Below are 14,377 nucleotides of genomic sequence, written 5' to 3' on the forward strand. Positions count from 1 at the left end.
CAGCTATCGGACAGCGACCCGCAGCAGACCCGGCTCCATCCCCGGAAAGTGTGACGGCGGGCTCAGGGGCACCCATCGTAGGCCGAGCCATCCTCTCGCGTCGGCTGCTCGACGAGATCCACCACGACTACTTGCGGTCGATGGCGAGGGTTGCGGTTGCCGATGGGGTTGTCACCGACGACGAGCGCGCTGACCTGCTTCAGGTCGCTGAACTCCTCGGGCTGTCCGCCGACCGCGTGGATGCCTCTCTGGCAATGGCTTCTGCACGTTCGGCCTGCGCCGAGTTCGCGTTGGCGGCGGGCGACGTTCTATGCCTCACGGGGTCGATGCGGCGCCCCCGGTCTGAGTGGGAGGCAGAACTAGCTCAGCGCGGCATCGAGGTCGGGTCGCCTACCCGCAGGACGCGCCTGTTGGTCGCTGCCGATCCCGACTCGGCCACTGGAAAGGCAAGGAAGGCGCGCAAGTACGGCATCCCCATCATTAACGAGGATGCGCTCAGTCGTCTGCTAGGAGCTCGAACCTCTGGCGAATGAAGTCCTACCCCGCGGCTTCAGCAGCACACGCAGCCCACCCTGCTAAGCGGACCCGTTCGACCCGTTCTGGCCAAGCAGCAGCCCGCCGTAGCCGCCGGTACCAGCGGTGCCCCGAATTGCCCCGATTCCCGCATGTCCGCCGTGGCCGCCGTTGCCGATCAGCTGGGCGTTGCCGCCGTTGCCGCCGTTACCGCCGTTGCTGCCGTTCCCGCCGGCCCCGCCGCTTCCGCCGCCGCCGATCAGGCCGGCTTTGCCTCCAGCCGCGCCGTTTCCACCCACGGCACCCGTGCCGGTCCCGCCGCCCCCGCCGTTGCCGCCGGTGCCTAGCAGCAGGCCAGCATCGCCACCGGCCCCGCCGTTCGCGCCGGTGCCATTGATACCGTTGCCGCCCTGTCCGCCATCGCCGCCGTTGCCGATGAGCAGGGCCGCGCCGCCACCGGCTCCGGCGTGCCCGCCGCCGGTGGTTCCTATCCCGCCGTCGCCGCCGGCTCCGCCGTTTCCGATCAGCAGGCCGGCGCTGCCGCCGGCGCCGCCGGCCCCGCCGCCGCCGACGCTCGCCTTTCCGCCCGCCCCGCCTTGCCCGCCGTCACCCAACAGCAGGCCGCCATTGCCGCCCGCTCCACCCGCGCCCCCCGTGTTGTTGTTGGATGCGCCTTCGCCGCCCTGCCCGCCCGTGCCGAACAGCAAGCCGCCGTCGCCGCCTGCTCCGCCGTTGCCGCCAGAGCCGCCAAGTCCCCCCTGCCCGCCGTCGCCGCCCATACCGAACACCGCGCCGCCCGCGCCACCTGCCCCGCCGTTGCCGGCGATACCTGCTCCGCCGTGACCGCCGCTGCCGCCGGCGCCGCCCGGGCCCCAGAAGGTGCCGCCGGCCCCTCCCGCCCCGCCCGTTCCTCCGCCGTCGCCGCCGTCGCCGCCGGGTCCGCCGACGCCGAACACCAGGCCGGCATCCCCGCCGAGTCCGCCGGCGCCGCCGCCGGCTCCGCCGCCGCCACCGCCTCCGCCGTTGCCGAATAGCCCAACGGCCCCGCCGGTCCCGCCGGTTTGGCCGGCTCCTCCGTTGCCGCCGTAACCGCCCTTGCCCAACAGCCCGGCATCCCCGCCGTCGCCGCCGCGCTGGCCGGGCGCGCCGGAGCCGCCGTTGCCGCCGTTGCCCCACAGGATGCCGCCGTCGCCACCGTCTTGTCCGGTCCCGGGCGCGCCGTCGGCGCCATTGCCGATCAGGGGCCGGCCCAGCAGCCCCTCGGCGGGCATGTTGAGTGCGTTGACCAGGTTCTGGCTCGCGTTGGCGGCCTCGGCACTCGCATACGAGAACGCGCTGGAGTTGAGGGTCGTGACGAATTGTCCGTGCAGGTTTTCGGCCTGGGCGCTCAGTGCCTGAAATGCCTGGCCGTGTGAGCCGAACAGTGCGGCGATGGCCGTCGATACTTCGTCAGCCCCGGCGGCTAGCAGCGTGGTGGTGGGGGCGGCCGCGGCCGTATTGGCCGTGCTGATGGTCGAACCGATGTTCGCCAGATTTGTTGCTGCTATTGACAGTTGCTCGGGAATCGTGACCACAAAGGGCACGCTGCTACCCCTCTCTTCTCCCGCTTACCGACCATCGTGCCTGGTCAGCTGGATTGAGTATTCGGCCGCGCGGCGAGCATATCGCATTCCGGGTTGCCGATCCGGCGCTTCACCGGACTTCGGTGAATTTGCTGGCTTATCCGTGGACGCGCCTGGAGCGGGGACGCGTCGCTACTGGTAGCCGCCCTGTCGTTCAAAGATCCGGCGCGGATTGTCCACCAGCATGGTGTGCACCTGTTCGTCGGTCACCCCTCGTTCTTTGAGCGCCGGGATCACGTCGTTGTGGATATGTAGGTAGTGCCAGTTCGGAGTGGCCACCGCTGTCAGTTCCTCGGGCAGCGCGTCGAAATAGCAGTTGGCGTCGTGGGAGAGCACCATCTTGTCGGCGTGGCCACGCTCGCACATCGTCGCCACGATGCTGACTCGGTCCTCGAACGGCAGGATCAGGTCGATGCCGAAGCGGTCCATCCCCAGGTAAGAGCCAGCGGCGATGAGCTCCTCGAGGTAGCCGACGTCGGTGCTGTCACCGGAGTGCCCGATGATCACCCGGCTCAGGTCGACACCTTCTTCTTCGAAGATGCGCTGTTGCTCGAGTCCGCGTCGCAGCCCGGCGTGGGTGTGGGTGGAGATCGGCACCCCGGTGCGCTTGTGCGTCTGGGCCACCGCACGTAATACCCGCTCGACACCGGGGGTGATGCCGGGCTCGTCGGTGGCGCACTTGAGGATGCCGGCCTTGACGCCGGTGTCGGCGATGCCCTGTTCGATGTCCCGGACGAACATGTCGGTCATGATCTCCGGGCCGTCGAGCATCCCACCGGGGCCTTGATAGTGGAAACGATATGGGACGTCGTTGTAGGTGTAGAGGCCCGTCGCCACGACGATGTTGAGGTCGGTGGCGGCGGCGATCCGGGCGATGCGCGGGATATAGCGGCCCAGGCCGATCACGGTCAGGTCGACGATGGTGTCCACACCGCGCGACTTCAATTCGTTGAGCCGGGTGATCGCATCAGCCACCCGCTTCTCTTCGTCACCCCAAGCCTCGGGGTAGTTCTGGGCGACTTCGGTGGTCATGATGAACACGTGCTCGTGCATGAGCGTGACGCCCAGATCAGCGGTATCGATGGGTCCGCGAGCGGTATTTAGCGCTGACACATTAGCGATGCTAGGTCGATAATGGCCTGGCCAACAGGGGTGTTTGCCCGGCTCATTTCCGTGCTCGAACCGGCCAAATCCTTCGCGCCGCGCGGCCGCACCGGGGGCCGGGAATGGCTCACCGCTATTACGGTGTAGCGGATGTGGCGGCCGCCGGAATACACATTCGTGGCGGCCGGAAACGGAAAGAACGCAGCGAATTTCAGCCGAATTGCTGATTGGCTTTAGCCGTTCGACCTGGCGTTATCGACGGTTTGTGCCTACCGGCGCGGTCGCGGTGAGGCGCGTGGCGTACCGTCTAAGCTCGTCCTTTTCGAAGTCAAGTCATGGGAGCTCCCCTCATGCTGCTCAACCCCAACCGCCTGCAACGCAAATACCCGGACGCGCGCTCGGCGGAGATCATGGCCGCGACAGTGGACTTTTTCGAGTCCCGCGGAAAGGCGCGCCTCAAGCGCGACGACCACGACCGGGCCTGGTACTCGGACTTTCTCAACCACATCGCCGAGCACCGCATCTTCGCCTCGTTGTTGACGCCGTCCGAATATGGCGCTGACGATTGCCGCTGGGACACCTACCGCATCAGTGAGTTCGCCGAGATTATCGGTTTCTACGGGCTGAGCTACTGGTACCCGTTCCAGGTGACGGCGTTGGGCCTGGGCCCGATTTGGATGAGCGACAACGAGGACGCCAAGCGCAAGGCGGCCGCGCAGTTGGAGCAGGGCGAGGTCTTCGCCTTCGGACTGTCCGAGCAGGCCCACGGCGCCGACGTCTACCAGACCGACATGATCCTGACGCCGTCCGAGCACGGCTGGACCGCCAGCGGCGAGAAGTACTACATCGGCAACGCCAACGTTGCGCGGATGGTCTCGACCTTCGGCAAGATCGAGGACTCGTCAAAGGAACCGGAGTACGTCTTCTTCGCCGCCGACTCGCAGCACGATCGGTATGAGCTGAAGAAGAACGTGGTGAATTCGCAGAACTACGTGGCGAATTACGCGCTGCACGACTACCCGGTCACCGAGGCCGACCTGCTGCACCGCGGGATGGGGGCCTTCCATGCCGCGCTCAACACGGTCAACGTCTGCAAGTACAACCTGGGCTGGGGCGCGGTCGGCATGTGCACCCACGCCTTCTACGAGGCCATCACGCACGCGGCCAACCGCCACCTGTACGGCACCGTCGTCACCGACTTCAGCCACGTGCGCCGGTTGTTGACCGACGCCTATGCGCGCCTGGTCGCCATGCGGCTGGTGGCTAGCCGGGCCAGCGACTACATGCGCAGCGCCTCGGCCGAGGACCGTCGCTACCTGCTCTACAGCCCGCTGACCAAGGCCAAGGTCACCAGCGAGGGCGAGCGCGTGATTGCCGCGTTGTGGGACGTCATCGCCGCCAAGGGAGTGGAGAAGGACACCTTCTTCGAGACCGTGGCCCGCGAGATCGGCCTGCTGCCCAGGCTGGAGGGAACCGTCCACATCAATATCGGGTTGTTGGCCAAGTTCATGCCCAACTTCCTGTTCGCCCCCGACGCCGCGCTGCCGCTGATTCCCCGTCGCGACGACGCGGCCGACGACACCTTCCTGTTCAACCAGGGCCCCACCGGCGGGCTGGGCAAGGTGCGCTTCCACGACTGGCGCGCCCCGTTCGACAGCTACGGTCACCTGCCCAATGTCGCGCTGCTGCGGGAACAGATCGACGTGCTGACCGAGATGCTGGCCGGCGCCACCCCGGATGCATCCCAGCAGAAGGACATCGACTTCGCGTTCGGCGTCGGCCAGATCTTCGCGCTGGTGCCCTATGCGCAGCTGATCTTGGAGGAGGCGCCGCTGTCGGGCGTGGACGAGGCGCTGCTCGACGAGATCTTCGGCCTGCTGGTGCGGGACTTCAACAGCTACGCCGTCGAACTCAATGACAAGGCGGCCACGACCGACCAACAGGCCCAGTTCGCGATGCGGATGATCCGCCGCCCGGCGCATGACGCGGCGCGTTACGACCAGGTCTGGAAGGAACACGTCCTGCCGCTCAACGGCGCCTACGAAATGCGCCCCTGATTCGGTAAAACCGTGGCAACCTCGGTGCGGGGCGGTAATCGTTGACCGTGAGCCCCGCACAGTGAAATGACCAACGGTCATTGGCGCGAGGAGGCTTGATGCCGACGGTGACTTGGGCGCGGGTGGATCCGGCTCGTCGGGCGGCCATCGTGGAAGCCGCAGAGGCCGAATTCGGGGCACACGGCTTCTCCCAGGGCAGCCTGAACGTCATTGCCCGCCGGGCTCGGGTCGCCAAGGGCAGCCTGTTCCAGTACTTCGCGGACAAGCGTGACCTATATGCGTACATCGCCGACATCGCCAGTCAGCGGGTGCGCACCCACATCGAAGGTCTGATCCGGGAACTCGACTCCAGCCGGCCATTCTTCGAATTCCTCACCGACCTACTCGACGGCTGGGTGGCCTACTTCGCCGAGCACCCGCGCGAGCGCGCGCTGCACGCCGCCGCGACCCTAGAGGTCGACACCGATGCCCGCATCAGCGTGCGCAGTGTCATACATCGCCATTACCTGGAGGTGCTGCGGCCGCTGGTGCGAGACGCGCTGGCCCGCGGGGATCTGCGTGCGGATTCGGATACCGATGCGTTGTTGTCGCTGCTGCTGATGATTTTTCCGCACCTGGCGCTGGCGCCCTACATGCGTGGTCTGGACCCCATCCTCGGGCTCGATGAGCCCACCCCGGAGCAGCCTGCGCTGGCCGTGCGCCGACTGGTGGCGGTGCTGACGGCGGCATACTCCCCGAGCCTGACCGTCGAGGTTCGAAAGGTCACCTGACGCGCGTGTGGGCGCGCGCGCCGCTGGCGGCATTAGGCCGTCGCCCCAGGGCGACGTTTCGCAGGACGTTGCTCGAACCTTCCTGCAAAACGTCGCCCTTAAGCCGAAGCTGGCGCGCCTCTAACCGACCCAGACGGTCTTGATGTTGCAGAACTCGCGGATCCCGTGCCCGGCGAGCTCGCGGCCGTAGCCGGACCGCTTGATGCCGCCGAATGGGAGTTCGGGGTAGGAGACCGTCATCCCGTTGATGAAGACCTGGCCGGCTTCGATGTCGTTGATGAAACGGCGCTGCTCCGCCTCGTCCTGGGTCCAGGCATTGGATCCCAGCCCAAAGGTGGTGGCGTTGGCGATCTCGATCGCTTCATCGATATCGGCGGCCCGGTACACCGAGGCGACGGGGCCGAAGACCTCTTCGGTGTAGAGGTTCATGTCCTTGGTGATGTCGGTGATGACCGTCGGCGGGTAGTACCAGCCGGGGCCGGCCAGGGGCTTGCCGCCGCAGCGGATCACGGCCCCGGCCGCGGCGGCGTCATCGACCTGCTGGGCGATTTCGTCGCGGCTTTGTTCGGTGGCCAGCGGACCGACCTGGGTTTGCGGATCGGTCGGGTCACCCACTGTCAGCGCCGACATCTGCTCGACGAACTTGTCGACGAACGCGTCGTAGATGTCGGCGTGGGCGATGAATCGCTTGGCGGCGATGCAGGATTGGCCGTTGTTCTGCACCCGTCCGGTCACCGCCGTGCTGACCGCCTTGTCCAGGTCCGCCGACGGCATCACGATGAACGGGTCGCTGCCGCCGAGCTCGAGCACGGTGGGCTTGATCTCGTCGCCGGCGATGGCGCCGACCGACTGACCCGCGGGCTCGCTACCGGTGAGCGTGGCCGCGGCCACGCGGGGGTCACGCAGGATGCCTTCCACCGCGCTGGCGGAGACCAGCAACGTCTGGAAGCAGCCGTTCGGGAAGCCGCCGCGGGCAATGACGTCGGCGAGGTAGAGCGCGGACTGGGGCACGTTCGAGGCGTGCTTGAGCAGCCCGACGTTGCCGGCCATCAGAGCGGGCGCGGCGAACCGGACGGCTTGCCACAACGGAAAGTTCCACGGCATCACGGCCAGCACCACACCCAGCGGCTGGTAGCGGGTGTAGGCCTGAGAGGCGCCCACCTTGCCGGCGTCCGCGGGCTCGTCGGCGAGCAGCGCCGCAGCGTTGTCGGCGTAGTAGCGAAAACCCTTGGCGGACTTGAGGACTTCGGCCTTGGCCGATGCGATCGTCTTGCCCATTTCAAGCGTCATCAGGGCGGCAGTCTGGTCAGCCTCGGCCTCTATCAGATCGGCCGTGGCGTGAGCCCACTCTGCGCGCTGGGCGAACGTGGTGTTGCGGCGGTAGTCCTGGAACCGCGCGTAGGCGCGCGCTATCGCTGCATCGACCTCATCGTTGGATGCTGCAGTGAAAGTCTTGACTGTCTCCCCGGTCGCCGGGTTGGTCGTGGCGATTGGCACGCTGACTTCCTTATCGCTGGGTTGATTACATGAATCGGGCCAGTATCCAGCCTGCCACTACGGCGCTTGCAGAGAGGTGCCAGATGCGGGCGCGGCCGGGCCAACGGTGCCCGGAGATCGGGCCGGTGGCCGAGGCCGCCTGCGCTCATAGTTTTTCTTTATCACGTTAAAACGAGAACGAATTAACCAGATCTTGCAGGCATTGCGAACGGATTGTTTAGATCGATTCGAAATACGCGATCCGTGATTGGCTATTCCAGCGCCGGCGGCCCGGTGCAGCCTGCGAATATGACACATCTCGAGGACAAGTTTTGGGCGTTCAAGCAGATCCCGGTGGGTCGCTGACTGTCGGTTCGGCGACGCGGCCGCCGTTGCGGGCGGCAACGGCGTTCGGGGGCCGCGGTGAGGGGCGAAGCGCGGGCCCGGCGGACTCGACATGACAGCGCCGCTGTGGATGGCTTCTGCGCCGGAGGTGCATTCGGCGCTGCTGAGCGCGGGGCCGGGACCAGGTTCACTGCTGGCGGCGGCGCAAACCTGGACGGAGCTCAGCGCCGAATACCTGGCGGTGGCCGAAGAACTGGCCGCGATATTGACCGGTGTCCAAGCCGGCGCCTGGGACGGCCCCAGCGCGCAGTGTTGCATCGCGGCCTATGTCCCGTACCTGTCCTGGTTGATGCAGGCCAGCGCCGACAGTGCGGCAACAGCAGCGGCCCATCAGGCCGCCGCGACGGCCTACACCGGCGCCCTGGCCGCGATGCCGACGCTGGGCGAGTTGGCGGCTAACCATGCCACCCACGCGGTGTTGGTGGCCACCAACTTCTTCGGCCTCAACACCATCCCCATTGCGCTCAACGAGGTCGACTACGTGCGGATGTGGATCCAAGCCGCCACCACCATGAGCGTCTACCAGGCGGTTGCGGCTGATGCGCTACTCGCCGTACCGCGCACGCCCCCGGCGCCGGTCATCATCAAGCCCGGGGCCGATGCCGCAGCGCAATTCGCCAGCGCCGTCGTCCAGGCTGTCGCTGAAACGCCGATCCAGCGGTTATTGCTCGAGTTGGCGACGCTGGTCGGAGCCGAATTCATCAATGTATTTGAATTGATTGTCGGCATCGTTGTGCTGTCGACGTACGGACTGAAACTCCCGCTGCTGGCGCTATTGGATTTCTTGACCGGCCACTTTTCCGTTGCGCTTTCCCTGCTATGGAATTACGCGATGCTCTGGTTTGGCTTTGTCGTACTGCCGGCGCTGCAGATCGTGTTCGATCCGTTGTTGGTCGTCGCCGCGGTGATCGAATGGATTCTCGGTGGCGGTGCGGCTTTGGGCTCGGTTGGGGCGTTGGGTGCCAATCTTGCCGCGGGGTTGGCGCTGCCGGCCGTTGCGGCTGCGCCGGTCGCGGATGCCGCGGTGGGTTCACTGGGGGTGCTGACGAGCGCGGCAGCGGTGACCGCCGCAGCCGCCGCGGCGCCCGGTCAAGGCGTTGGCCTGGTCGGATTCGCCGCAACCATGCCCAACCCGACAACCCTGCCGGCCGGTGGGTTGGTCACCGTCGGCGGCGCCGACCCGTGCGCCGGCGCGCGGGTGCCGATGCTGCCGGCCAGTTGGGTAGCACTGGCGTAAGCGCGGTCAGCATCAAACCATCCAGTCCTGCAAGGAGTTTCAATCCAGGCCCCGTGCCGGGGGCGGTGCTGGCCGGTGCCGCGAAGCCGCGGCTGCGTCGGCCGGAGTACCTGTCAGCGCAATCCCCGGATAGGGCACCGGAGTTGTGCTTGAATCTGGATCGACGGCTGGCCGGGGTAAGGGGAGCTCATGTCTGGTGTGATCGCGGCCCTGGACACCTTGACGGCGGCCGCCACGGATGTGGCCGGTCTCGGTGCGGCTATCAATGCGGCCAATGCGGCAGCCGCAGTTTCGACCACCCGGCTGATGGTCGCTGCCGGTGATGAGGTGTCGGCCGCCATCGCGGCGTTGTTCTCCGACCATGCCCTGCAGTACCAGGCCGTGAGCGCTGAGGCGGTGGCGTTCCACGGTCGGTTCGTCCAGGCGCTGACCGGTGGCGTTCGGATGTATGCGGCCGCCGAGACCGCTAATACGGCGCCGTTGCAGACCCTCGGGCAAGACCTGCTGGGGATGGTCAACGCGCCCGCCGCCGCCGTGTTGGGGCGCCCCCTGATCGGCAACGGCACCAACGGTGCCCCGGGAAGCGGGGACGCCGGCGGACCCGGCGGGCTGTTGTTCGGCAACGGCGGCAACGGCGGATCGGGTTCGGCGGGGATGGCCGGGGGTGCCGGTGGATCGGCCGGGCTGATCGGCAACGGCGGGGCTGGTGGTGCCGGAGGCGCCGACGCGGCAGGCGGCCCCGGCGGCGCCGGCGGATGGTTGTGGGGCGGCGGCGGGGCCGGGGGACTCGGCGGGGCTGCCAGCGGTGCCGGCAACGGCGGGGCCGGTGGGGCCGGAGGCGCGGGAGGGGCATTCATCGCGATCGGCGGAGGCGGTGGCGATGGCGGCGCCGCTAGCAGCGGAACCGGCGGCGTCGGCGGCGCCGGAGGCAACGCGGACGGCCTGATTGTCAGCCTCGGCGGGGCCGGCGGACACGGCGGCGATGCCACCACGGGAATCGGCGGTGCCGGCGGCGCCGGAGGCATGGCCACCGCTCGTATCCCCGCGGGGATCAATTTCAACGTCGGCGGTGCTGGCGGGCACGGGGGCGCCGGCGCTACGGGCGGTGCCGGAGGTGGCGGTGGTTCCGCTTATTCGGGCTACGTCGGAATCGCCTTCGGCCAGGGCGGCGGTGGAGGCATCGGCGGTGCGGCGAGCACGGGGATGGCCGGGGCGGGCGGTAGCGGCGGCAGCTGCGTCGCATTCGATTTCGTCGGCTTTGCCGCGGCCCATGGCGGTGCTGGCGGCACCGGTGGGGCCGCCACCGGCGTGGGCGCCACCGCTGGGGCCGCCGGCAGTGGTGGCCTCGGCGTGGCGATCGTGGGCTCGGGCGTGGGCGGAGTCGGCGGGGTTGGTGGGGCGGCCACCGGTGCCGGCGCGACCGCCGCGGCCGGCGGCGCTGGTGGTCTCGGATTGGCGGCCGTGGGCTCGGGTGCCGGCGGGGCCGGCGGGGCCGGCGGGGTAGGCGCGGGGACCGGCGGCGCCGGAGGCGCCGGCGCTCACGGCTTCGGGTTGTTGAGCGGTACCGCCGGCGCTGGTGGCGCTGGTGGCGCCGCTTCCGCTGGCACCGGCGGCGCTGGCGGTCTCGGCGGGACGGGTTTCGGGTTGATCGCGGCGGGCGGCGACGGTGGCGGCGCCGGCACCGGTGTCGGCAGCAACGGCGGTGACGGTGGTGGGGGCGGTGGCGCCCACGCAGTGCTGGCCGCCTTTGCCGGATCCGGAGGTCAGGGTCAGGCCGGTACCAGTGGTTTCGGCGGGTTCGGTGGATCCGGTGGCAGTGCGGAGAGCCTGTTTTTCAGCATCGGTGGGGCCGGCGGCGCCGGCGGCGATGCTTCCACCGGCGGCGGTGGACTCGGCGGCAACGGCGGAGTGGCCGTCGCCCACAGCCCCATCGGGATCGACATCGGTATCGGTGGTGCCGGCGGGCACGGCGGTTCGGGTACTAGTGGCGCCGACGGCGGCGCGGGCGGCGTCAGCATTTCCGAGGGCATCTTTGCCATCGACGTGAACCTGGGCGGTGCGGGCGGCGACGGCGGCACGGCGACCACCGGGACCGCTGGGAGCGGCGGAAATGGTGGCTTCGTCGAGAATTTCGACTTCTTTGGGTTCGGTGTGGCGCATGGCGGCGACGGCGGCTCCGGTGGTGGGGCCTCCGGTGCCGGTGGAATCGGCGGGGCCGGCGGCAATGGTGGCTCGGGGACGACGCCGCTCTTCGGCGCCTACAGCGGCGGTGCCGGCGGAGACGGTGGAGCCGCCATCGGGACGGGTGGGGTGGGCGGCAACGGCGGTGCGGGCGGGGCCGCCAGTGGATTGGGGGTTGGCATCGGCGGTGCCGGCGGGCACGGTGGCGCGGCGCCCACGGGTAACGGCGGCAGCGGAGGCGCCGGTGGTGGCGGGCTCGGGCTCATCGGCGCGGGCGGCAATGGCGGCGATGCCGGTGCCGGCGTCGCGGCCGCCGACGGCGGTGACGGCGGCAACGCCGGGTTGGTCATCAACGGTACTTACGAAGCGTCGCCGTACGGCAACGGCGGCAACGGCGGCAACGGCGTCAACGGCGGAAGCGGCGGCAAGGGCGGCAGCGCCGGCCAGGTTGGCGGCACACCGGGTCAAAACGGGTCGCCCTAGCGGGATATGTCCTCCGGACCGGGCGCCAGCCGCCTTGCCGGGCGGTCGTTTCAGGACAACGGGATCCGTTCAGGGCTGGGTCAGTCCAGCGACATCGGGGCGGAATACTTGCCGATCAGCGTGCGATGCCACCAGGCGTGATCACGGCGCAGCTCCTGCAGCGTGGTGAAGCGGTACTGGTAGAGCTGGGCTCGCACATAGCGTGGTGGTGTATCGGGAAATGGATTGCGACGCAACAGCCGCAGGGTGGCTCGATCGTTGCGCAGCAACCGGGTTAGCAACGGCGTCATCCACGGCAGCGCGTAGCCCGGGGAAATGGCCGCGAACCACATCAGCCAGTCCAGGCGCAGATGGTAGGGCGCCCACTGCCGGGGCAGCCGCCCCACCCGGCCGGGCTTGCCTTTGAATTCGTACTCTTGCCATACCGTCTGCGCGTTGAGCTCTGCCTCGCTGGTGCCCTCGATCACCACCTCGCGCCGGGTGCGGCAGATGCTGCCGAACGCGCCGTAGGTGTTGACCAGGTGCACGGGGTTGAACGACATGTTCATTCGCTGCCGGGGGGAGAGCATGTTGCGTGCCGGCCAGTAGCTGAGGACCAACACTGTTGCCGCGAAGATCAGCACGAGTGCGGCAAACCACGTTGGCGGCGGCGGCAGTGCGGCCCGCACGGGTATGGGTAGCACGTTGCGCGCGGCTGACTGCTCGATCGCGCTGCACGCCAGCAAGATCGTCAGCCAATTGAGCCAGGAGAAGTTGCCCGACATCACCAACCACAGTTGGGTGACGATGATGATCACGGCCGCGATGCTGGCGATCGGTTGCGGAGCGAACAGTCCAAACGGCACCACGAGTTGAGCAAAGTGGTTGCCCGCCACCTCGATACGGTGCAGTGGTCGGGGCATGCGATGAAAGAACCAGCTCAGCGGTCCCGGCATCGGCTGTGTCTCGTGGTGGTAGTACAGGCAGGTCAGGTTGCGCCAGCATGCGTCACCGCGCATTTTGATCAGTCCGGCGCCGAATTCGACCCGAAACAGCAGCCAGCGCACCAGCCACAGCATCACCAGCGGTGGGGCAACCCGGTCATTGCCGAGGAAGACCATCAGGAAGCCGGTTTCCAACAGCAATGATTCCCAGCCGAACCCGTACCAGACCTGACCCACATTGACGATCGACAAATACAGCACCCACAGCGTCAGCCACATCAGCATTGCGCCCCACAGCGGCACCAGGTCGGCGGTCCCGCCGACCAGCGCCGCCGACAGTGCTGCGCCCAACCAGCAGACTCCGGCGAAAAGCCGGTCAGAATAGTGGAAGTGGAATACGCTCGGCGTTCTCCAAAAGGACCGGTGGGCCAGATACCTCGGCACCGGCAGCATGCCGTGCTCGCCGATGAGGGCCCGGAACTGCAGTGCCGAGGCGACAAACGCGGTGAGATAGATGGCCGCAACGCCACGTTCGAGCACGAGGCGGCCCAGCCAGTATTCGGATGCCGAAAACCATTCCATGGCAGTACTCCTCAGCCGGTGACAGCCCTAGAAGCCCATAACAAGTCAAAGCGTGCTTGCCGAGTGCCCCGGCACGTCGGTCCAACAGATCAATCATGTCTGTTGCTCCAGGCGGTTTCGCGCTACCACTCTCCCCGCGCGCCGAGCACATCACACAGCACATCCGCGCGATCGGTGATGATTCCGTCCACGCCGATGTCGAACAGCGCGTGCATCATGGCCGGGTCATCAATGGTCCAGGCATGAACCTGCCGCCGCGATGCGTGAACCGACCGCACCAGTGCCGGGGTGATGACGGGCAGGCCGCCGAATCGCGCGGGCAGCTGTAGGCAGTCACTGTCGCGCAGCATCCGCATCGCCGATGCCCGTCGACCGGCCGTTCGCGCGGCCATGAACCCCAGGAATGCCCCCATGCCGGCCGCGCTGGCGACCCGCTGGGACATCAGACGCAGCGCGCGTTGGCGACGGCGTTCGGAGAACGACGCGATCAGCACTCGGCGATGTGCCTGCAACCGCTCGATGACCTCGACCGTCGGCTCGACCGCCGAATCGGCTTTGATGTCGATATTGAACCGCATCTGCGGCAGCGCCACGAGCAGCTCCTCGAGGGTCGGGATCGGTTCTCCGCCCCCTAGGTCCGCGGTGCTGACCTCCGGCCAGGTCAACTGGTCGACCGCGCCGGCCACTCCCGATTCGGGTGCCAGCTTGCGATCATGCTGGATCACTGCGACGCCGTCGCGGGTGGCCCGAACATCTGTCTCGATGTACCGGAACCCGATCTTGGCCGCCTCGTGGAACGCTCCCATGCTGTTCATGGGAAACCTGAACGAGGTGAATCCTCGGTGCGCCATGGCAATCCGCCGCGCATCGCGAAGGAATTCCACCTGCTGCGGGTGAGCATCTCCGCCCATCGGCTAAGTATCTCCCATGCGGCGGCGGCAGCCAACGGCATGATCGGCGGCCGCGGTGTTGCCAGACTCATCTCGGGGCCAGCGCATGTGGGGTGTTACCCCTTTGCTAGGTT

Annotated in this window: 10 protein-coding genes; 5 read left to right on the forward strand and 5 right to left on the reverse strand. The window is 68.0% G+C overall.

What is annotated here, in order from left to right; all coding sequences use genetic code 11:
- Nucleotides 1-50: 50 nt before the first annotated feature.
- Entirely contained in the window at nt 51-533 is a 483-nt protein-coding gene (locus tag CCUG20998_RS27745; RefSeq protein WP_162604313.1) for a BRCT domain-containing protein, read from the forward strand.
- Between the two features lie 42 nt (nt 534-575).
- Here the strand turns inward: CCUG20998_RS27745 and CCUG20998_RS27750 are convergent, their stop codons facing one another.
- The gene (locus tag CCUG20998_RS27750; protein ID WP_038578529.1) at nt 576-2,096 is read right to left on the reverse strand and encodes a PE family protein; all 1,521 of its coding nucleotides are present in this window, start codon (nt 2,094-2,096) and stop codon (nt 576-578) included.
- Nucleotides 2,097-2,267: 171 nt separating this feature from the next.
- Nucleotides 2,268-3,248 carry a phosphotriesterase family protein gene (locus tag CCUG20998_RS02275; RefSeq protein ID WP_012392457.1) on the reverse strand — a complete coding sequence of 327 codons (981 nt, stop codon included), beginning with the start codon at nt 3,246-3,248 and terminating at the stop codon, nt 2,268-2,270.
- A 341-nt stretch (nt 3,249-3,589) separates the two neighbouring features.
- Here CCUG20998_RS02275 and CCUG20998_RS02280 point away from each other — a divergent pair, with 341 nt between their 5' ends.
- On the forward strand, nt 3,590-5,296 hold the full coding sequence (locus tag CCUG20998_RS02280) for an acyl-CoA dehydrogenase family protein (protein ID WP_020731519.1): 1,707 nt from the start codon (nt 3,590-3,592) through the stop codon (nt 5,294-5,296).
- Nucleotides 5,297-5,394: 98 nt separating this feature from the next.
- A complete protein-coding gene (locus CCUG20998_RS02285) occupies nt 5,395-6,066 on the forward strand; it encodes a TetR/AcrR family transcriptional regulator (protein ID WP_012392459.1) in 672 nt (223 codons plus the stop codon).
- Nucleotides 6,067-6,186: 120 nt separating this feature from the next.
- On the opposite strand, the gene CCUG20998_RS02290 is transcribed toward CCUG20998_RS02285, so the two are convergent.
- Nucleotides 6,187-7,563 (reverse strand): NADP-dependent succinic semialdehyde dehydrogenase, encoded by a 1,377-nt coding sequence (locus tag CCUG20998_RS02290; RefSeq protein ID WP_020731520.1) that lies wholly within the window; start codon nt 7,561-7,563, stop codon nt 6,187-6,189.
- A gap of 436 nt (nt 7,564-7,999) precedes the next feature.
- On the opposite strand from CCUG20998_RS02290, the gene CCUG20998_RS02295 reads away from it, so the two are divergent.
- Together CCUG20998_RS02295 and CCUG20998_RS02300 are read left to right on the forward strand one after the other, a co-directional pair.
- A complete protein-coding gene (locus CCUG20998_RS02295; protein ID WP_038578530.1) occupies nt 8,000-9,184 on the forward strand; it encodes a PPE family protein in 1,185 nt (394 codons plus the stop codon).
- A 189-nt stretch (nt 9,185-9,373) separates the two neighbouring features.
- Nucleotides 9,374-11,848: a PE family protein gene (locus CCUG20998_RS02300; RefSeq protein ID WP_038578533.1), complete on the forward strand. Its 2,475-nt coding sequence runs from the start codon at nt 9,374-9,376 to the stop codon at nt 11,846-11,848.
- A gap of 80 nt (nt 11,849-11,928) precedes the next feature.
- On the opposite strand, the gene CCUG20998_RS02305 is transcribed toward CCUG20998_RS02300, so the two are convergent.
- On the reverse strand, nt 11,929-13,353 hold the full coding sequence (locus CCUG20998_RS02305; protein ID WP_038578536.1) for a lipase maturation factor family protein: 1,425 nt from the start codon (nt 13,351-13,353) through the stop codon (nt 11,929-11,931).
- Nucleotides 13,354-13,475: 122 nt separating this feature from the next.
- Nucleotides 13,476-14,237, reverse strand: a complete 762-nt coding sequence (locus tag CCUG20998_RS02310) for a glycerophosphodiester phosphodiesterase family protein (protein ID WP_181005676.1) — start codon at nt 14,235-14,237, stop codon at nt 13,476-13,478.
- Between the last annotated feature and the right edge of the window lie 140 nt (nt 14,238-14,377).

Source organism: Mycobacterium marinum (genome assembly GCF_003391395.1).
In the GTDB taxonomy this organism is placed as follows: domain Bacteria; phylum Actinomycetota; class Actinomycetes; order Mycobacteriales; family Mycobacteriaceae; genus Mycobacterium; species Mycobacterium marinum.